Annotated in this window: 15 protein-coding genes; 5 read left to right on the forward strand and 10 right to left on the reverse strand. The window is 65.5% G+C overall.

From position 1 onward, the window contains the following. Positions 1–21: 21 nt before the first annotated feature. Both CTR2_RS20300 and CTR2_RS20305 read left to right on the forward strand, forming a co-directional pair. Entirely contained in the window at positions 22–1,083 is a 1,062-nt protein-coding gene (locus tag CTR2_RS20300; RefSeq protein ID WP_087081496.1) for a sensor histidine kinase, read from the forward strand. Continuing rightward, the gene (locus CTR2_RS20305; protein ID WP_087081494.1) at positions 1,080–1,895 is read left to right on the forward strand and encodes a LytR/AlgR family response regulator transcription factor; all 816 of its coding nucleotides are present in this window, start codon (positions 1,080–1,082) and stop codon (positions 1,893–1,895) included. The genes CTR2_RS20300 and CTR2_RS20305 overlap by 4 nt, the downstream gene beginning before the upstream one ends. Here CTR2_RS20305 and CTR2_RS20310 read toward each other — a convergent pair. Further along, complete coding sequence (locus CTR2_RS20310) at positions 1,882–2,553, reverse strand: ABC transporter ATP-binding protein (protein ID WP_087081491.1); 672 nt, start codon at positions 2,551–2,553, stop codon at positions 1,882–1,884. The two genes, CTR2_RS20305 and CTR2_RS20310, sit on opposite strands and share 14 nt — an antisense overlap. An 83-nt stretch (positions 2,554–2,636) precedes the next feature. On the opposite strand from CTR2_RS20310, the gene CTR2_RS20315 reads away from it, so the two are divergent. Then, positions 2,637–3,032: a hypothetical protein gene (locus CTR2_RS20315; RefSeq protein ID WP_254913237.1), complete on the forward strand. Its 396-nt coding sequence runs from the start codon at positions 2,637–2,639 to the stop codon at positions 3,030–3,032. A 92-nt stretch (positions 3,033–3,124) separates the two neighbouring features. Beyond that, positions 3,125–3,643 carry an SRPBCC family protein gene (locus CTR2_RS20320; protein WP_087084492.1) on the forward strand — a complete coding sequence of 173 codons (519 nt, stop codon included), beginning with the start codon at positions 3,125–3,127 and terminating at the stop codon, positions 3,641–3,643. A gap of 15 nt (positions 3,644–3,658) precedes the next feature. Here CTR2_RS20320 and CTR2_RS20325 read toward each other — a convergent pair whose 3' ends face one another. The 5 genes from CTR2_RS20325 to CTR2_RS20345 all read right to left on the reverse strand — a co-directional run bounded on the left by CTR2_RS20325 (position 3,659) and on the right by CTR2_RS20345 (position 13,792). After that, positions 3,659–3,982 carry a hypothetical protein gene (locus CTR2_RS20325; RefSeq protein ID WP_012839346.1) on the reverse strand — a complete coding sequence of 108 codons (324 nt, stop codon included), beginning with the start codon at positions 3,980–3,982 and terminating at the stop codon, positions 3,659–3,661. 63 nt (positions 3,983–4,045) lie between these two features. Further along, positions 4,046–5,623 carry an efflux transporter outer membrane subunit gene (locus tag CTR2_RS20330; RefSeq protein ID WP_087081489.1) on the reverse strand — a complete coding sequence of 526 codons (1,578 nt, stop codon included), beginning with the start codon at positions 5,621–5,623 and terminating at the stop codon, positions 4,046–4,048. Between the two features lies 1 nt (position 5,624). Then, positions 5,625–8,798: an efflux RND transporter permease subunit gene (locus CTR2_RS20335; RefSeq protein ID WP_087081488.1), complete on the reverse strand. Its 3,174-nt coding sequence runs from the start codon at positions 8,796–8,798 to the stop codon at positions 5,625–5,627. Further along, a complete protein-coding gene (locus CTR2_RS20340) occupies positions 8,795–11,995 on the reverse strand; it encodes an MdtB/MuxB family multidrug efflux RND transporter permease subunit (protein WP_087081486.1) in 3,201 nt (1,066 codons plus the stop codon). Before CTR2_RS20340 ends, CTR2_RS20335 begins: the two co-directional genes overlap by 4 nt. Before the next feature lie 24 nt (positions 11,996–12,019). After that, positions 12,020–13,792: an MdtA/MuxA family multidrug efflux RND transporter periplasmic adaptor subunit gene (locus tag CTR2_RS20345; protein ID WP_087084491.1), complete on the reverse strand. Its 1,773-nt coding sequence runs from the start codon at positions 13,790–13,792 to the stop codon at positions 12,020–12,022. A gap of 267 nt (positions 13,793–14,059) precedes the next feature. On the opposite strand from CTR2_RS20345, the gene CTR2_RS20350 reads away from it, so the two are divergent. Beyond that, entirely contained in the window at positions 14,060–14,443 is a 384-nt protein-coding gene (locus CTR2_RS20350) for a nuclear transport factor 2 family protein (protein ID WP_043004737.1), read from the forward strand. Between the two features lie 64 nt (positions 14,444–14,507). Here the strand turns inward: CTR2_RS20350 and CTR2_RS20355 are convergent, their stop codons facing one another. The 4 genes from CTR2_RS20355 to CTR2_RS20370 form a co-directional block, all read right to left on the reverse strand. After that, positions 14,508–15,149 (reverse strand): SRPBCC family protein, encoded by a 642-nt coding sequence (locus CTR2_RS20355; protein ID WP_087081484.1) that lies wholly within the window; start codon positions 15,147–15,149, stop codon positions 14,508–14,510. Between the two features lie 13 nt (positions 15,150–15,162). Further along, positions 15,163–16,404, reverse strand: coding sequence for a vWA domain-containing protein (locus CTR2_RS20360; RefSeq protein ID WP_087081482.1), 1,242 nt, complete (start codon positions 16,402–16,404; stop codon positions 15,163–15,165). Beyond that, a complete protein-coding gene (locus tag CTR2_RS20365) occupies positions 16,391–17,311 on the reverse strand; it encodes an AAA family ATPase (RefSeq protein WP_087084490.1) in 921 nt (306 codons plus the stop codon). The genes CTR2_RS20360 and CTR2_RS20365 overlap by 14 nt, the downstream gene beginning before the upstream one ends. 167 nt (positions 17,312–17,478) lie before the next feature. Beyond that, positions 17,479–18,264 carry an FAD binding domain-containing protein gene (locus CTR2_RS20370; RefSeq protein ID WP_087081480.1) on the reverse strand — a complete coding sequence of 262 codons (786 nt, stop codon included), beginning with the start codon at positions 18,262–18,264 and terminating at the stop codon, positions 17,479–17,481. Positions 18,265–18,282: the final 18 nt, after the last annotated feature.

Consider the following 18,282-nt stretch of genomic DNA (forward strand, 5'->3'; position numbering starts at 1 on the left):
CCGGCACCCCCATCACCTAACATGCCTGTCATGTCCATGTTTGCGCCCGCCCCCCTGCTCCGCCACGCCGGCATCACCGCAGCGGCCTGTCTGCTGATCGCGGCAGCCCTGACGGCACTCGGCCAGGGCCTGTGGGATATCAATCTCGCCTACTCGCTGGCCATAGGCCTGATCAGCTGGCTGAGCATCGATCTGCTCCGACTGCACTGGCGCGAGTCCGACGAGATCCCCTGGCCGCGCGGCATGCGCGGCATGGCCGTGGTGCCGCTGGGAATTGCAGCAGGCCTGATTCTGGGCAATCCGCTGGGTAGCCTCTATGTTCAGCAACTCCATCCCGAACTGCCCGCCACCGCCCGGCCCTCGCTATGGCTGCCGTTTGCCATCACCCTGGCGACCAGCATTGCCATGTCCTGGGGTTTTTATGTGGTGGGCAAGTCGCGCCATCTGCAAATGCAGGCAGAGCAGGCCCAGCGCCAGGCCGCCGAAGCCAGGCTCGGCCTGCTGCAGGCCCAGCTGGAGCCGCATATGCTGTTCAATACCCTGGCCAATCTGCGCGTGCTGATTGCAAGCGATGCGCCACGCGCCGAGCAGATGCTCGACCATCTGATTGCCTACCTGCGTGCCACGCTGGCCGGTTCACGCAACGGCACCCACAGTCTTGCCAGCGAATTTGCCTTGCTGGCCGACTATCTGGCCCTGATGCAGATCCGCATGGGCGACAGACTCACCTACTCCTTGACGCTGCCCGCCGATCTGGCCGAACTGCCCGTGCCAACCCTGCTGCTGCAGCCGCTGGTGGAGAACAGCATTCGCCATGGACTGGAGCCCCAGCTGGCCGGCGGCCACATTGCCGTTCACGCAAGCATGCTGGATGACAGCCATCTCCTGCTCAGCGTGCATGACAATGGCCTGGGCCTGCCCGTGCTGCCTGAGCAGCCGCCTTCGGGCTCCGGGTTTGGCCTGCAGCAGATTCGCGAACGTCTGGCCAGCCGCTACGGCGGCGCTGCCCGCTTCGACCTGACGGCAGACAGCGCAGGCGGAACCAGGGCCTGCATCGTATTACCCCTGAAGCCCCAGCCATGAACACCAGCACGCCGCGCGCCCTGATTGCCGAAGACGAACCGCTGCTGGCCCTGGCATTGCAGCAGTTGCTGGGTCAGCTCTGGCCCCAGCTGCATATAGAGGCCAGGGTGGCCGACGGCATCAGCGCCGTGCAGCAGGCGCTGACCCGGCTGCCCGATCTGCTGTTCCTGGACATTCGCATGCCCGGCCAGACGGGGCTGGAAGCCGCCGCCGAAATCGCCGATGCCTGGCCTGAGGAGCAAGCACTGCCGGCGATTGTCTTTGTCACCGCCTATGACCAGTACGCCCTGGCGGCCTTCGAGGCCTGCGCCATGGACTATGTGCTCAAGCCGGTGCAGGCGGCGCGCCTCGGCCAGACCGTGCAGCGCCTGCAGCAGTGGTGGCAGCAGCGCCAGCCGGTGCAGGGCACGGACCTTGCCATGCAGAATCACCGTCAGCTCGAACAGTTGCTCGGGCTGCAGCAGCAACTGCTGGGGCAGGGCCCCGCTGCGCTGCAGATCATTCAGGCCAGCGTCGGCAACCAGATCCATATGGTGAGGGTGCAGGACATCATCTACCTCGAAGCCGCCGACAAATACCTGCGCGTGCTGACGGCCGGCCAGGAGTATCTGATCCGCACTCCGCTGAAGGATCTGCTGCCACAACTGGACGCCCGCGAGTTCTGGCAAATCCATCGCGGCACCGTGGTGCGGGCGCAAGCCATTGCCAGCGCCCAGCGTGACGAGTCCGGGCGCCTCAGCCTGCTGCTGCGCGAGCGTCCCGAAAAGCTGGCCGTCAGCCGTCTCTACGCCACGCGCTTCAAGGCGATGTAGCCAGCTCCATCACATCCTCCCAGTCCACCCCCTGCATGGCATCCCAATGCGCCACGATGACGCAGCGAGGCCGCGCCGGGTTCTTGAGCTCGGCGGCCATCGCAGCCAGCGCATGCTGCACATAGCGCTCGGACGGCTTGTCCAGCGCCGCCAGCGGCTCGTCGATCAGTACCAGCTCGGCTGCACTGGCCCAGCCCGCGGCCATCCACAGCTTGCGCTGCGTGCCCGAAGACAGGGCCAGCAGCGGCTTGTGCAGATGCGGCTCCAGCCCGAAGCCCTGCACATGCTGCTCGAACTGCTGCTGCGACCAATGCGGATACAGCGTGCGCTGCAAAGCCACCCAGCTCTCGACCGGCATCTGGCTATAGACCTCGTTGAGCGGCTGGCGCGGGTCCTGCCAGAAGCAGGAACTCGCTGCCAGACGGCCGTTGTCGGCAAACGGATAGTGCAGCAAGCCCGTGCGCAGCGGCAATTGCCCGGCCAATGCCCTGAGCCAGCTGGTCTTGCCCGTGCCCTCGTCGCCTTGCAGCAGGCACAGCCCGGCATGCCAGCAATGCGAGGCCTCATGGGCCACCGCGTGGCCCGGGTAGCCAAAACTCACCTGCAGGGCCTGCACCATGCAGAGCGACTCGCAGCCATCATCGAGTTCAGAATTCATAGCTGACAACGCCTTGTATATATATCTACGGCTGATTGTGGCCAAAAGGCCCACAGCCATGCGCGAAGCAAGGCACAGGCACAATGGCTCCCCCCAACAGCGCGCAATATGCCATGGCTCTGGATTATCTGGAATTCGATTACAGCGAAGATGAAGAAGGCACGGGCACCTGGGACGCCATGGCCAGCGTCAAGGCCGAGCGCGTGCCGGAACTGGCCGGCGAAATCGAAGCCCTGCTGCGCTGGGCCAGCCAGAAGTTTGCGGGCCGCCAGGGCGCCCTGGAAGACGGCAATGACTGGGACTATGACCTGCAGGCGCAGGACGATGACGGCGAGCCCTTGAGCGCCCGCTTCGACAGGGCAGCCGGCAGGCTGGAGCTGCAGGCCTCGGCCACGGGCCGCACCACGGTCAGCCTCTGTCTTTCGGGTTCCACGCAGTTCGGCGATGCACTGCGCCAGGCCTTTGATCTCGAAGCCTGATATCCAAGCCTGCAGCCGCGGCGCTTGAAGCTTGAAGTCGGTTGCGCTCTGTGCACAATGGACGGCTCCAAGCGATCTGCAAAGGCATGTCCATGACCGAGCGACTTTCTGCCCCGTTTGTCATCGAGCAATTCATCAAGGCACCGCGCGAGCTGGTCTACGCGGCCTTCACGCAAGGCGAGCACCTGAGCCACTGGATGCGCCCGCCCGGCATGATCATGACGCAATGCGATGTGGATGCACGCGAAGGCGGCAGCTTTCACTACGGCATGCGCGCCGAGGCCATGCCCCTGGCGCCCGCCATGTGGGGCAAATGGAGCTTCAGGGAGCTCAAAGCGCCCGAGCGCATCGTCGTCGTGGTGCAGTTCAGCGATGCCGCCGGCGGCGTCACGCGTCACCCGATGGCACCGCAATGGCCGCTTTACACCCTGTCGACCACCACGCTCAGCGAGGAAGCCGGCGGCACGCGCCTGCATCTGGAATGGCGTGCCCTCAACGCCAGTGCCGTGGAAGAAGCGGTGTTCGACAGCTCGCATGCCAGCATGAACATGGGCTGGAGCGGCAGCATGCAGTTGCTGGCCAGCTATCTGGCCAAAGTACAGGCGGCCTAGTCAGCCGTTTTCGGCCTAGCGATCCATATCCTGGCGCTGCCTGGGCGGCTCGGCCGCATTTCGGCGACTGGCCCCGGCACGCCCGGCCTTGCTCCACTGATAGTCCACTCCGTCGGGCGTCTTGCCGTCCTCGACCGCAGACACGCCCACGGGCCCGACCATATCGCGCAGCTCCGACGAAATCACCACATGGGCATGGCGCTCGTCCTTGCGCAGCTGCTGGCACAGGGCCAGCGCCTCGCTCATCTGCGCATCGGAGAAGGCCCGGCATTGCGGCTGCCAGACCGGTGTCTGGCCCTCGGGCTCGGAATTGCGCAGGTAGAAAACAGCAATGCTCATGGTTTGATATTTACAACAACAGAGCCACGGTTGTAACCCAGACCACAAGCCTGCACGGCGCGCTCACTCTTTGCGCAGCCCCGCCTCCAGCGGTTCCCAGCGTCCGGCCACATTCTTGAGCAAGGTGTTCACGGCCGTCAGCCTGCGGTTTCTGACGCTGTTGAGACTGTTCTGGGCGCTGAGCACCGTCGTCTGTGCCGAGAGCACATTCAGATAGGCCACGATGCCGGCCTGATACTGGTTGTTGGCCACGGTCAGCGACTTCTGCGCGGCGGCCAGGGCCTCGGTCTGCACCTGCTCCTCCTGCGCCAGATTGACGGCAGCGACCAGGTTGTCCTCCACCTCCTGCAGCGCCGTCAGCACGGTCTGCTTGTAGGTGGCGGCATTCAGGTCCAGCGTGGCACGGGCCGACTCCACGGCCGCCGAACGCGCGCCGCCGTCAAACAGACTCATGGCCAGCGCCGGCCCCAGCGACCAGAACAGATTCGGTGCATTGAGCAGATCGGAGAGCACGGAGTTGCGATAGCCGGCCGATGCCGACAGGGTCAGCGACGGGAAATAGGCCGCACGCGCCACGCCGATCTGCGCATTGGCCATGGCCACGCGGCGCTCGGCGGCAGCAATGTCGGGGCGCCTCTCCAGCAAGGTGGAAGCCAGCATCTCGGGCACTGCAGGCGGCGTCGGCAGGTGGCCAGTCACCGGCAGGCTGAAGTTGGCCGGAGCCTTGCCCAACAAGGCCGCCAGCGCATGCTCGTACTGGGCGCGCGTGATCCGGGCTTCCAGCAGGCTGGCCTGGGTGCTCTTGTACTGGGACTGGGCCTGGGCCACATCGGCCGACGACACCACGCCCGCCTGGTAGCGATTCTGCGTGAGCTTCAGGCTTTGCTCGTAGGCTTCCAGGCTCTCCTGCAGATACTTCATCTGCGCCTCGGCGGCACGCAGCGAGAAATAGGTCTGAGCCACCGACGCCTGGGCCGACAGACGGGCCGCAGCCAGATCGTCGGCACTGGCCTGGGCCGAAGCCCGGCTGGCATCCACCGCGCCCGAGAGCTTGCCCCAGAGATCCAGCTCCCAGCTGGCGCTCAGGCCCAGCGAGAAGTTGTTGTTGATGCTGCCGCTGCGCGCCACGTTCTCGCCGTTGGTGTTGCTGTAGGTGCCGCCGCCGGTCAAGGCACGCGAGCCGCTGCCCGTGGTGCTGAGCGTGGGCAATTGCGCGGCACGGCTGCTGGCGACGGCGGCCTGGGCCGAGCGCAGACGGGCCACGGCCTGCTCCACGCTGGGATTGCCTGCGGCTGCCGCTTGCTGCAGCTGATCCAGCGTGCTGTCGCCGTACACCGTCCACCACTGGTCGGGCACTGCTGGGGCCGGGCTGGCCGCCGAACTCTGCGCCGGTTGCCAGACGCCGAACTGCGCAGCCTCGGGCGTGGCCTCCTTGAACCGGGCCGGCACATCGAGCCGGGGCGGCTGATAGGCAGGCTGGGTGGAACAGGCCGCCAGCGCCAGCGCCGCAGCAAGCGGCAGCAGACGCGGCATCCAGCGGGACAGCGTCCTGGGAGAATTCTTCATAAAAGTGAGCTGCTTACGCTTACCCTGATTGGGCTTGGCGTCGATTTGATTCAAAAACTGTGCTGGCATATTCATCTCACTTCGCCTCAACCATGGCAGAGGCCTGGCCGCCGCGCCTTCTGGCCGGACGGCGCGCCCAGAGGCGCAATACGCTGCGGCGCACACGGTCCAGCAGCACATAGACCACGGGCGTGGTGTAGAGCGTGAGCAACTGGCTCAGCAGCAGGCCGCCAACGATCGCAATGCCCAGGGGCTGGCGCAGCTCGGCGCCGTCGCCCCGGCCCAGGGCCAGGGGCAGCGCGCCGAACAGGGCCGCCATGGTGGTCATCAGAATGGGGCGCAGGCGCAGGTGGCAGGCGCGATAGATGGCCTGGGCCGCCGTGGCATGGCCGCCTTTCTCGCGCTCCAGCGCGAAGTCGATCATCATGATGGCGTTCTTCTTGACCAGTCCGATCAGCAGGATCACGCCGATGAAGGCGATCAGCGAGAACTCGGTCTTGAACCACATCAGCGCCAGCAGCGCCCCCACGCCGGCCGAGGGCAAGGTGGACAGAATCGTCAGCGGGTGGACCAGGTTCTCGTAGAGGATGCCCAGCACCAGATAGATGGTGATGATGGCCGCGAGTATCAGCAGAGGCTGGCCCGCCAGCGCCTGCTGGAAGGCCCCGGCAGAGCCGCTGAAGCTGCCGCGAATGGATACCGGAACGCCCAGCTCCAGCATGGCATTGCGGATCGCGTCATTGGCCTGCGACAGCGAGACATTGGGCGCCAGGTTGTAGCTCACGGTGCTGGCCGGCGTGCCGCTCTGGTGTTGCACGGACAGCGGCGTGGTCGAGGTGGTGATCTTGGCAAAGGCCGTCAGCGGAATCTGCTGGCCCGCGCTGTTGACGAAGAAGAAGCCGCGCAGCGTCTCAGGGCTCTGCAGATACTGGGACGAGGCCGTCATCACCACACGGTACTGGTTGAGCGGGTTGTAGATCACACCCACCTGGCGCTGGCCGAAGGCATCGTTGAGCGTGTTGTCGATCTGGGCCACCGTCAGCCCCAGGCGCGTGGCCTGGTCGCGATCTATGACCAGCTTGGTCTGCATGCCGTTGTCCTGCACATCGCTGTTGACATCGGTCAGCTCCGGCAGGGTGGACAGCACCTGACGGATGCGCGGCTCCCACAGGCGCAGCTCGGCCGTATCGTCGGCCTGCAGCGTGTACTGATAGGAGGACATGCTCTGGCGTCCGCCGATGCGCACATCGCTCTGGGTCATCATGAACAGGCGCGCACCGGGTTCATCCTTGAGCTTTTCACGCAGGCGGTTGATGACCTCGTCGCTGGACACCTTGCGCTCGGCCATGGGCTTGAGCGACATGAACATATTGGCCGAATTGGCCTGCCCGCCGCCGGTAAAGCCGGTCACATATTCCACGGCCGGGTCCTGCTGCACCACATCGAGAAAACGCTTGATGCGGCGCTCCATGGCCTGGAAGGACGTGGACTGGTCGGCACGGATGAAGCCCATGACGCGGCCCGTGTCCTCGCTGGGCATGAAGCCCTTGTCTATGGTCTGGTAGAGATGGATGTTGAGGCCGATGACCGCCACCAGACTGAGCAGCACCACGGGCTGGTGGCGCAGTCCCCAGGCCAGGGTGTGACGGTACAGCGCCGTCACGCGCGCCTCGAAGCGATCCATGGCCAGCGAGACACGCAGCCAGAAGGCATCCCAGCGGCGCGTGAACGGGCGCCGGGCACGTTCGGCGCGGCGGCGCTCCTCGTCGGCAGGCGTGCGCAGCAAGGCCGCGCACATCATGGGCGTGGTGGTCAGCGAGATGATCATGGAGACCAGAATCGCCGCCGACATGACCACGGCAAATTCACGAAAGAACCGCCCCACGATGCCGGCCATGAACAGAATGGGCACGAACACCGCAATCAGCGACAGGCTCATGGAGACCACGGTGAAGCCTATCTCGCGCGCGCCTTCGATGGCCGCCTGCATCGCGGACTTGCCGCGCTCCATGTGGCGCATCACGTTCTCCAGCACCACGATGGCATCGTCCACCACAAAGCCTGCAGCCACCGTCAGCGCCATCAGCGAGAGATTGTCCAGCGTGTAGCCGCACAGGTACATGATGCCGAAGGTGCCCATCAGTGAGGCAGGCACGGCCACGGCCGGAATCAGCGTGGCGCGCAGCCGGCGCAGAAAGACGAACACCACCATGATGACCAGCGCTATCGAGATCAGCAGCGCGTTCTGCACCTCCTTGACCGAGGCGCGCAGCGTGGGCGTGCGGTCCGAGATCACCGTGACGTCGATGGCCGGGTTGATCGATGCCCTGAGCTGGGGCAGCATGGCGCGCACCTTGTCCACGGCCTGCAGGATATTGGCATCGGGCTGCTTGAACACCTGCAGCAGCACGGCGGGCTTTCCGTTCATGACGCCGTAGTTGCGTATGTCCTGCACGGAGTCGGTGACGTCGGCCACATCGGACAGCCGCACCGCATTGCCGTTGTTCCAGCGCAGCACCAGGGGCGCGTATTCGGCGGCGGTGCGGGCCTGGTCGTTGGTCGCCACCTGCCAGTAATGGTCTTCGCGCTCCACGGCGCCCAGGGGACGATTGGCATTGGTGGCGGTGATGGCCGTGCGCACGGCATCCAGCGATACGCCATTGGCCGCCAGACGCACCGGATCCAGCTCCACGCGCACGGCCGGCAGCGCGCCGCCGTTGATCGATGCCTGGCCCACGCCTTCCACCTGGGCCAGCTTCTGTGCCAGCACCGTGGAGGCCGCGTCATACATCTGGCCGCGCGTGAGCGAGTCCGAAGTCAGCGCCAGAATCATGATGGGCGCATCGGCCGGGTTGACCTTGCGATAGGTCGGGTTGCCCGGCATGCCCGAGGGCAGCAGCGTGCGCGCCGCATTGATGGCGGCCTGCACGTCATGGGCGGCGCTGTCCACCGTGCGCGTCAGATCGAACTGCAGCGTGATGCGCGTGCTGCCCATGCTGGAGCTGGACGTCATCTCGTTGACGCCGGCAATCGCGCCCAGGGCACGCTCCAGCGGCGTGGCCACGGTAGCCGCCATGGTGTCCGGCGCCGCGCCGGGCAGGCTGGCGGTCACCGAAATCGTTGGATAGTCCACCTGCGGCAGCGGCGCCACCGGCAGCAGAAAATAGGCCACGCCACCCACCAGGGCCATGCCGATGGTCAGCAGCAAGGTCGCGATGGGCCGGAAGATGAAGGGCGTGGAGATGCTCATGGACGCGCCCCGTCCTGGCCGCCATCCTCGGTCTCGCCCATCACCTCGGCTTCGGAATGCGGCACATGCTTGACGGCCGGCAGGCCGCGCCTGGTGCGCCAGCCCTCGGCCCAGCTTTCAAAGGTCAGATAGATCACCGGCGTGGTGAACAGGGTCAGCAACTGGCTCAACAGCAGGCCGCCCACCAGGGTCACGCCCAGCGGCTGGCGCAGCTCGCTGCCCACGCCGGTTCCCAGCATCATGGGCAGAGCACTCAGCAAGGCCGCCAGCGTGGTCATGAGAATCGGCCTAAAGCGCAGCAGGCAGGCCTGGTAGATCGCGTCGCGCGCATTCATGCCCTCCTCGCGCTGGGCGTCCAGCGCGAAGTCGATCATCATGATGGCGTTCTTCTTGACGATGCCGATCAGCAAGATGATGCCGATGATGGCGATGATGTCCAGATCCAGCCCCGCCACCAGCAAGGCCAGCAGCGCCCCCACGCCCGCCGACGGCAGGGTGGAGAGAATCGTGATCGGGTGAATCGTGCTCTCGTAGAGCACGCCCAGCACGATGTACATGGTGATGATGGCGGCCAGCACCAGCAGCAGGGTATTGGACAGCGAGGCCTGGAAGGCCAGCGCCGCGCCCTGGAACTGCGAGTCCACCGACAGCGGGATCTGCCCTTCGTCGCGCAACTGGGCGATGACGGCTTGTGCCGCCTGCACCGCATGGCCCAGCGACACGCCGGATGCGGTGTTGAACGAAATGGTGGCCGCCGGCAGCTGCCCCACATGGTTGACGGCCAGCGCCATCGGGCGCTCGCTCACCGTGGCAATCGAAGACAGCGGCACCGGCGCGCCGTTGCTGGATGCAGCATAGATGTTCTGCAGGGCCTCGGGCCCGATCTTGAACTGCGGCGCCACCTCCAGCACCACCCGGTACTGGTTGGATTGCGTGAAGATGGTGGAGATCAGGCGCTGGCCGAAGGCGTTGTAGAGGGCCGAGTCCACCGACGAGACCGTCACGCCCAGACGGCTGGCCTGGGCACGGTCGATCTGCACATAGGCCTGACGGCCCTGGTTCTGCAGATCGCTGCTCACATCGAGCAACTGGGGCAGCTGCTGCAGGCGCTCCACCAGAATCCTGGTGCTGGCCGTGAGCTGGTTCATGTCCGGCGAGGAAAGCAGCAGCTGGTACTGGGTGCGGGCCTGGCGGTCCTCTATCGTCAGATCCTGCACGGGCTGGGCATAGAGGCGGATGCCGGGCACGGCCTGGGAATCGTCGGCCAGGCGATTGAGCACCACGGGCAGGCGGTCACGCTGGGCATGGGGCTTGAGGTCGATCTGGATGCGGCCGGTATTCAGCGTGGTATTGGTTCCATCGACGCCGATAAACGAGGAGATGGAGGCCACGGCCGGGTCCTTGAGCAAATGCTCGGCCAGCGCCTGCTGGCGCTCGGCCATGGCGGCAAAGGAGATGGACTGGTCGGCCTCGGTGGTCGCGGCAATCGTGCCCGTATCCTGCTCGGGGAAAAAGCCCTTGGGCACGGCGAAGTACAGCAGCACCGTGACCACCAGCGTGGCGATGAACACCAGCCAGGTCAGCTTGCTGTGATCCAGCACCCAGGTCAGCATGCGGCCGTATTCGGCAATCATCTTGTCGAAAAAGCGCGCGACCGCAGCGCTGAAACCCTTGGACTGCGCCTGATTCTTCTCGCCCTCGGGCTGGTGGCGCAGCAGGCGCGCGCACAGCATGGGGGTGAGCGTGAGCGAAACCACGGCCGAGATCAGGATCGCCACCGTCATGGTGATGGCGAATTCGTGGAACAGACGTCCCACCACATCCCCCATGAACAGCAGCGGAATCAGCACCGCGACCAGGGAGATGGTCAGCGAGATAATGGTGAAGCCGATCTGCTTGGCCCCCTTGAGCGCGGCCTGCATGGGCGGCTCGCCCTTTTCCACATAGCGGGCGATGTTCTCGATCATCACGATGGCATCGTCCACCACAAAGCCCGTGGCAATGGTCAGGGCCATCAGCGTGAGGTTGTTGATGGAGAAGCCCGCCAGATACATGACGCCGAAGGTGCCTATCAGAGACAGCGGCACCGCCACACTGGGAATCAGCGTGGCCGATGCGCTGCGCAGAAACAGGAAGATCACCATCACCACCAGGGCGATGGCCAGGGCCAGCTCGAACTGCATGTCCTTGACCGAGGCGCGAATGGTCACGGTGCGGTCGGTCAGCACCTGCACGTCGATGGAGGCCGGCAGGGTCTCCTTGAGCTGGGGCAGCAGGTTCTTGATGGCATCGACCGTCTCGATCACGTTCGCGCCGGGCTGACGACGGATATTGAGGATCACGGCCGACTTGGAGCCGGTCTCCGGTGTGCCCGACCAGGCGGCAAGACGCGTGTTCTCGGCGTCGTCCACGGTCTGCGCCACATCGGACAGGCGCACGGGATTGCCGTTCTTGAAGGCGATGATGAGGTTGCGGTACTCGGCCGCCGACTGCATCTGGTCGTTGGCGTCGATGGTCGATGCACGGTTGGGGCCGTCAAAACTGCCCTTGGCGGTCTTGACGTTGGCCGCAGAGATGGCGGTGCGCACATCGTCCAGCGTCATGCCGAAGCTGGCCAGCGCAGCCGGGTTGGCCTGAATGCGCACGGCCGGGCGGCGCGCGCCGGCAATGGCCACCAGACCCACGCCCTTGACCTGGGAGAGCTTGGGCGCAAGGCGGTTCTCCACCAGGTCGTTGATCCGGATGACGGGCAGCGAAGGCGAGCTGACGGCCAGCGTCAGCACCGGCGCATCGGCCGGGTTGACCTTGCTGTAGAGCGGGGGCATGGGCAGATCGCTGGGCAGCAGATTGGTGCCCGCGTTGATGGCGGCCTGCACCTGCTGCTCGGCCACGTCCATGGACATATCGAGCGCAAAGCGCAGGCTGATGACCGATGCGCCGCCCGAACTGGTCGAGGACATCTGGTCCAGCCCCGGCATCTGACCGAACTGGCGCTCCAGCGGTGCCGTGACGTTGGAAGTCATCACATCGGGGCTGGCCCCGGGGTAGAGGGTGGTGACCTGAATCGTGGGGTAATCCACCTCGGGCAGGGCCGAGATGGGCAGCAGACGGTAGGCAAGAATGCCCGAAATCAGCACCGCAACCATCAGCAAGCTGGTGGCGATGGGCCTGAGAATGAAGAGGCGCGAGAGATTCATGATGGCCGCAGGCTCTGACTATGCTCAGCGACCCGTGCCGCTGCTGTCGCCCTTGCCGCCGGCGGCCGTGCCGGTCTGACCATTGGCTTCGCGCTCGGCACGCAGCTTCTGGAAGAAAGCGCGACGCTCTTCGGGCGACATGGCCTCCAGCTTGGCGCGCTGCTCGGGACTCAGCTGGGGACGGTCACCCCGGCCCTCGGCTCTTTCTGTGCGGCCCTCGCCGCCTTCACCACGCTCGGCGCCGGCCTGGGGCCTGGCCTCGTTCGCAGCCGCAGGCTTGGCATCCGGCTTCGCATCGGCCTTGGCAGGACTGCCCTGAGCTTCACGCGGCTGATCGCCACGGGCGTCCGCGCCACGGGGGCCCGGGCCCGCATTGCCGCCATTAGCGCCATTGCCGCCGCGCTCGGCGCGCAGCTTCTGGAAGAACTCCTTGCGTTCCTCGGGCGTCATCTTGGCGACTTTTTCACGCTGCTCGGGACTGAGGTTGCGCATCATGCCGCGCGGCTGGTTGGCGGCATCCTGCACGGCCTGGTCGACCTTCTTGACCTTTTCGGAGTCCACCACCGTCACCCGCGCGCCTTCGCGCAAGCGGTCGATGCCGTCGGTCACCACCTTGTCGCCGGGCTCCAGCTCGCCGCGCACGCTGACATAGTCACCGTCCGTCACCCCCACCGTGATCTTGCGCTGAGTGACCGTGTTGTCGGGCTTGACCAGATAGACGAAATTGTTCTGCACCGCATTCGCGGGCACCACCAGCGCCTGATCGAGCTGGCGCAGTTGCAGCTTGACGTTGACGAACTGATTCGCGAACAGCTTGCGCTCGGCATTGTCGAACGAGGCCTTGGCCTTGACCGTGCCCGTGGTCGTGTCGATGGTATTGTCCAGCGCATTGAGCTGGCCCTTGGCCAGCATCTGCTTTTGCTCGCGGTCCCAGAGCTCGACGGGCATGAGCTTGCCCTCGCGCAGTTGCTGGGCCAGCGTACCGACATGGGCTTCGGGGATGGAGAAAACGGCATCGATGGGGCGAATCTGGGAGATCGTCACCAGCCCGTTGGTATCGGAAGGATTGACCACATTGCCGAGGTCGGCCTGGCGCAGACCCAGACGGCCCGAGATGGGGGCTGTGATCCTGGTATAGCTCAGCTGCAGCTTGGCCGCATCGACCTGGCCCTGATCGGCCGCTACCGTGCCCTGCAGCTGGCGCACCAGTGCGGCCTGGGTATCGACCTGCTGGCGGGCAATCGAGTCCTGCGCCTGAAGCTCCTTGTAGCGCTGCAGATCCAGCTGCGCATTCTTGAGCTGGGCCTGGTCGCGTGCCAGAGAGCCCTGCACCTGTGCCAGCGAGGCAGCAAAGCTGCGCGGATCGATCTCGGCCAGCAACTGACCCGCCTTGACCTCGTCACCTTCCTTGAAGTGCAGCTTGAGCAGCTCGCCCGAAACCTTGGCCCGCACCACGGCCGTCGCACGTGCATTCATGGTGCCGATGGCGCTGACGAGCACGCGCATGTCTCGCTGCTCCACCACGCCGACGCTCACAGGTTGAGCCTGGCTCATGCCGCCGGGGCCTCCCGGCCCCATGCGACCATTGCGTCCGGCACGTGCACCGGGCCCGCCCACTCCCTGTTTGGGAGCGGTAGCCGAAGACGCATCGCCGCTTGCACCCTGTTTTTGCGTATACCACCAATAGCCACCGCCAGCGGCTGCCACGGCGAGCACCACAGTGGCAAGCAACGCGGGCCGGACCTTGCCCTGCTGTAAAAAATGACGATTGGGGTGCAAATTGGATGAGCTGGACATGGTTGAGCGCAGGAATTTCGAGCCTGAATTGGCGCCAATGGTATCCAGTTGCAATCAAACCCCGGGTCAGGCATCGCCGGCTTTGCCAGCATTTACCCCCGCTTTACCTTGGGTTTACCTGCTGAAGTTCCGCATTCGGAGACTTAAACAGTGCTGACTTTCATAGCAGCAATGATTGCGCTTGCAGGCCTCATGCTTGGCGGCTGACACCGCCATTGCTGCGTCCGCCATGCGGCGCAAGGAATCCGGCTCCAAGGAGAAACCCATATGACCACCGAACGTCTGACCAATCACCCCGAAGAAGCCGCCGTGCGCGTGCCGCTGGAGCTATACATGCGCGGCCATGCCGAAGACAAGGCCGAGCATATGCGCGCAGCCTTCATGCCCACGGCCCGCCTGGAGTCCGTGCGCGAAGGCCCGCTGACTTCCTGGGACCTGGACTTCTACTGCCAGCGCTTCAAGAACACGCCCGCCGCCGACGAAGCCACGCGTCGCCGCGTCATCGACTCCCTGGACATCGTGGGCACGGCCGCCATGGCCAAGGTCACGCTCTACCACGGTGCCGTGACCTTCACCGACTACTTTGTGCTGCTCAAGACCGAGCAGGGCTGGAAGATTGCCAACAAGGCTTTCCACGCCCAGCCTCAGTAAGGTTTGGCCACCTGCGCCCAGCCCCTGGCCTCAGGCTCAGGGGCTTTTTTTATTCATGCGCCAGTCAGCGAGTCAGCAGCCAGAGCGCGCCCAGCACGATGACAGCCCCCAGGCCCCAGGCCCAGACGGGGATGCCAGACGATTCGCGCGGCGGGGCCGAGGGTGTGGCGTCCAGCGGGGCGTAGCTGGTGGAGGCCGCGTCGTGTTCCCAGGAGCGTGTATCCGGCTCCTCCGCATCGTCTTCACTCTCCTCGCCGGGGTGGCGCTGCTGCATCAAGGCCTCGAAGCGCGCAAAGAAATCCTCGGCCATGCTCTTGGCGGCGCCGTCGATCAGGCGCTGGCCCAGCTGGGCAATCTTGCCGCCGACCTGGGCCTGCACCTCGTACTGCAGCTCGCAGTGGCGTGCATCGTTTGGAGTCAGGTCCACCTTGGCCTGGCCCTTGCCAAAGCCGGCCACACCACCCTGCCCTTCAAAGGCAATCGTGTAGCTCTTGGGCGGCAGCACCTCCGACAGCGTGACCCTGCCGTTGAACTTTGCCGATACCGGACCGATCTTCACGGACATGGTCACCGCGTAGGAGCCATCGCCCGCATCCTCGAACTTCTCGCAGCCGGCCAGGCATTGCTGCAAGATTTGCGGATCGTTGAGCGCCTCCCAGGCCTGCTGCTGGCTCACGGCAAGAGGACGGCTGGCATGCATTTCCATGGTGTTCTCCTTTTCAATCTCGGTGCGGCAGTTGCAGCAGCTTGGCCAGATGTGCAGCCAGTTGCTGCAATGACTGCAGGTTGTGCACGGCCAGCATGGCATGGCTGTGACGATGCAACACCTGCGCGCCCTTGGCCAGCGGGGCATACCCGTCAAAGCGCAACAAGGGGTTGAGCCAGACAATGCGCGCACTGTGCCGGGTCAGCCATTGCAGCTCCCGCTCCAGCAGCGCGCTGTCGCCGGTATCCAGCCCGTCGCTGACCAGCAGAACCAGGGTACGTCGCCCCACCAGATGGCGTGCCCCCTGGCGGCGCAGCTGTGCCAGACATTCCCCCAGGCAGGTGCCGCCGCCGAAATCGTCGATGTCGTGATTGAGCTGGGCCAGCATGGCATCGGGGTCGCTGAAGGCAAAAGCCCGGTCCAGCTCCTGCAGGCCGGTTCCCATGCTGTAGACATGGCGGCGCAGCTGCGGATAGCGCCGAGGGCTGGTGGCCTGGTGCAGAAATGCCAGCAGCAAGCGCACATAGCGCTCCATGGAGCCCGACACATCGACCAGCGCCAGCCAGGGCATGGGCAACCGCTTGCGCCTACGCCATTTGAGACTTGCCAGTTCGCCGCCCGTGGCTGCCGCAGCTTTCAGGCTGGCGGGCCAGTGCACGCGCAGCCCCGAGGCGCGCAGCTCGCTTCTGCGACTGCGATAGCTGGGCAGCGGCAAGCGAATATCGCGCGCCAGCTGCTGCACCAGGCGGTACTCGCTGGCACTGAGCTGGTTGAAATCCGCATGCTGCAGCCTGTGCCGGTCGCTGGCCGACATGGCGGCATCCAGCGTCAGCTCCTCGCTCGCGGGTGTTTGCCGTGCGGCGCGAATCGCCGACAAGGCCTCCTGCACACGCGGCCTGTGACGCGGCCGGGCCGCCTCCGGCGCGCCCGGCAGCAGCTGGCTCAGAAGCTGCTGGGCCACCTCGGGATTGCGAAAGTAGGCCGCGAAGAGCTCACGAAAGACCGCCAGGTCCTGTTCGCGCGAAACCAGCACAGCCTCCAGCGCGGCGGCCACGTCCTCGCGGTTCATGCCCACCAGCATCAGGCCCTGCTGGGCCAGCGCCATGCGCTCGGCATCCACCGCCAGCCCCGCACGGCGCAGCGCGCGGCCGAACCCCAGCAGATTGATGGGCAGCTTGCCGCTGCGCGCGTCCCCCCACCAGCTCACGCTTGCGGGCCGGACTGGCGACTGCACCTGCAGCTCAGGCTGTGGCATCGGGCTCCAGCAATTGCTGCAGACGCTCTGGCGTGAGCGCCGCCACGTCTTCGCGCTGCTTGAACAGAATGCCCGCCGTCTCGCGCACCAGCTCGGGATCTATGACCAGGGTGTCGAGCGCCACCAGCGCCTTGGCCCACTCCACGCTTTCGGCAATGCCGGGTGTGCGCTCGAACGCATCGGCAAACGGGCGGCTGCGCAGCCGGTCCACAAAGCGGGCGATCTGTTCGGTCAGGGCCGCCCCGGCTTCAGGCACCTTGGACTGGACAATGGCCAGTTCACGCTCGCGCTCGGGATAGTCCAGCCAGTGATAGAGGCAGCGGCGCTTGACCGCATCATGCAGATCGCGCGTGCGATTGCTGGTAAGAATCGTGACCGGCGGCAGCTGGGCCCTGATGACCCCGAGCTCGGGAATGCTGACCTGGTACTCGCCCAGATACTCGAGCAAAAAGGCCTCGAAAGGCTCGTCGGCCCGGTCCACCTCGTCAATCAGCAGCACCGCGCCGGGCGCGGGCGCCTGCAGGGCCAGCAGCAAAGGACGGCGCACCAGATAGCGCGGCTGATAGACCTCCTGCTCGACAGCCTCCAGTTCCGCCGCGCCACGCAGCTCGGCGGCTCGCAGATGCAGCAGCTGCGCCGCGTAATTCCACTCATACAGCGCTTCACGCTGCTCCAGGCCGTCATAGCACTGCAGCCGGATCAACTGCCGCGCCAGCACCTGGGACAGTGCCTGCGCCAGCGAGGTCTTGCCAACGCCCGGCTCGCCCTCCAGCAGCAGGGGCCGCTGAAGCCTGAGCGCCAGAAACACGGCCGTGGCCAGGCGCCGGTCCGCGAAATAGCCCACCTCCTGCAAGGCGGCCAACAGCCCATCCACCGACTCCAAAGCGCTGTTCACATCAGTATTCATAGCTGCCTGCGCTTTATCCATATAGACCAGAGCCACTTTTCTTCAAAATTCAGCACAAAACCAAGCCGGGGCGCCCTGCAAGAAAGAGACAGCAAGCAAGGGCCGCCCCACAGCGAGGCTGCTGTCCCCCTCCCGCGAAGCGAGAGAGGGGAAAGCGGCCAAGCCGCTCAGGCTGAGAGCAGCTGATCCACCGCCCGCTGCGTCAGGACGCTGATCAGCTGCGCCCGGTAGCGCGAGCTCGCGTGCAGATCGCTGTTGAGTTCGCTGTCGTCGATCAGCACCGCAGCCGCCGCAGCGGCCGTGAAGCTCTGGTTGAGCGCGGCTTCCAGCCCCGCATGGCGGAAGACCGACAGCCCCGCGCCGGTCACGGCCACGCGCACACCCTGCGCCGTCTGCGCCACGAACACCCCCACCAGCGCAAAGCGCGACGCGGGCTGCTTGAACTTGATATAGGTCGCCTTTCTGGGCACGGGAAAGCGCACGGCCTTGATCAGCTCGCCCTCTTCCAGTGCCGTGGTGTACATGCCCTGAAAGAAGTCGTCTGCCGCTATCTCGCGCCAGTTCGTGACTACGGTTCCCCCCAGCCCCAGCACCGCACTGGGATAGCAGGCCGCAGGGTCGTTGTTGGCCAGCGAACCGCCGATGGTGCCGCGCGCGCGCACCTGGCGGTCGCCGATGCCGCCGGCCAGCTCGGCCAGCGCGGGAATGGCGGCCTGCACTTCGCGGCTGGCAGCCACATCGGCATGACGGGTCATGGCACCGATCTCGACCTGATCGCCGCCGACTCGGATTCCCGCCAGGCCATCGACCTGGTTGAGATCCACAATCGCGCCGGGCTGAGCCAGGCGCAGCTTCATGGAAGGAATCAGGCTCTGGCCACCGGCCAGAAACTGACCGCTGGCAGCGCTCACCTCATCCAGCGTCCGGGGATTGGAGTAACTGAAGGCATACATATGTGTTGTCCTCTCTTC

This window comes from Comamonas thiooxydans, from assembly GCF_002157685.2.
In the GTDB taxonomy this organism is placed as follows: domain Bacteria; phylum Pseudomonadota; class Gammaproteobacteria; order Burkholderiales; family Burkholderiaceae_C; genus Comamonas; species Comamonas testosteroni_H.

Bases quoted from the DNA above. Each gene is read 5' to 3' on its own strand.
- CTR2_RS20340 (WP_087081486.1), bottom strand. From the start codon at position 11,995: ATGAATCTCTCGCGCCTCTTCATTCTCAGGCCCATCGCCACCAGCTTG.
- CTR2_RS20360 (WP_087081482.1), bottom strand. From the start codon at position 16,404: ATGCCACAGCCTGAGCTGCAGGTGCAGTCGCCAGTCCGGCCCGCAAGC.
- CTR2_RS20315 (WP_254913237.1), top strand. From the start codon at position 2,637: ATGGCTCCCCCCAACAGCGCGCAATATGCCATGGCTCTGGATTATCTG.
- CTR2_RS20320 (WP_087084492.1), top strand. From the start codon at position 3,125: ATGACCGAGCGACTTTCTGCCCCGTTTGTCATCGAGCAATTCATCAAG.
- CTR2_RS20370 (WP_087081480.1), bottom strand. From the start codon at position 18,264: ATGTATGCCTTCAGTTACTCCAATCCCCGGACGCTGGATGAGGTGAGC.
- CTR2_RS20325 (WP_012839346.1), bottom strand. From the start codon at position 3,982: ATGAGCATTGCTGTTTTCTACCTGCGCAATTCCGAGCCCGAGGGCCAG.
- CTR2_RS20330 (WP_087081489.1), bottom strand. From the start codon at position 5,623: ATGAATATGCCAGCACAGTTTTTGAATCAAATCGACGCCAAGCCCAAT.
- CTR2_RS20350 (WP_043004737.1), top strand. From the start codon at position 14,060: ATGACCACCGAACGTCTGACCAATCACCCCGAAGAAGCCGCCGTGCGC.
- CTR2_RS20310 (WP_087081491.1), bottom strand. From the start codon at position 2,553: ATGAATTCTGAACTCGATGATGGCTGCGAGTCGCTCTGCATGGTGCAG.
- CTR2_RS20305 (WP_087081494.1), top strand. From the start codon at position 1,080: ATGAACACCAGCACGCCGCGCGCCCTGATTGCCGAAGACGAACCGCTG.
- CTR2_RS20355 (WP_087081484.1), bottom strand. From the start codon at position 15,149: ATGGAAATGCATGCCAGCCGTCCTCTTGCCGTGAGCCAGCAGCAGGCC.
- CTR2_RS20300 (WP_087081496.1), top strand. From the start codon at position 22: ATGCCTGTCATGTCCATGTTTGCGCCCGCCCCCCTGCTCCGCCACGCC.
- CTR2_RS20345 (WP_087084491.1), bottom strand. From the start codon at position 13,792: ATGTCCAGCTCATCCAATTTGCACCCCAATCGTCATTTTTTACAGCAG.
- CTR2_RS20365 (WP_087084490.1), bottom strand. From the start codon at position 17,311: ATGAATACTGATGTGAACAGCGCTTTGGAGTCGGTGGATGGGCTGTTG.
- CTR2_RS20335 (WP_087081488.1), bottom strand. From the start codon at position 8,798: ATGAGCATCTCCACGCCCTTCATCTTCCGGCCCATCGCGACCTTGCTG.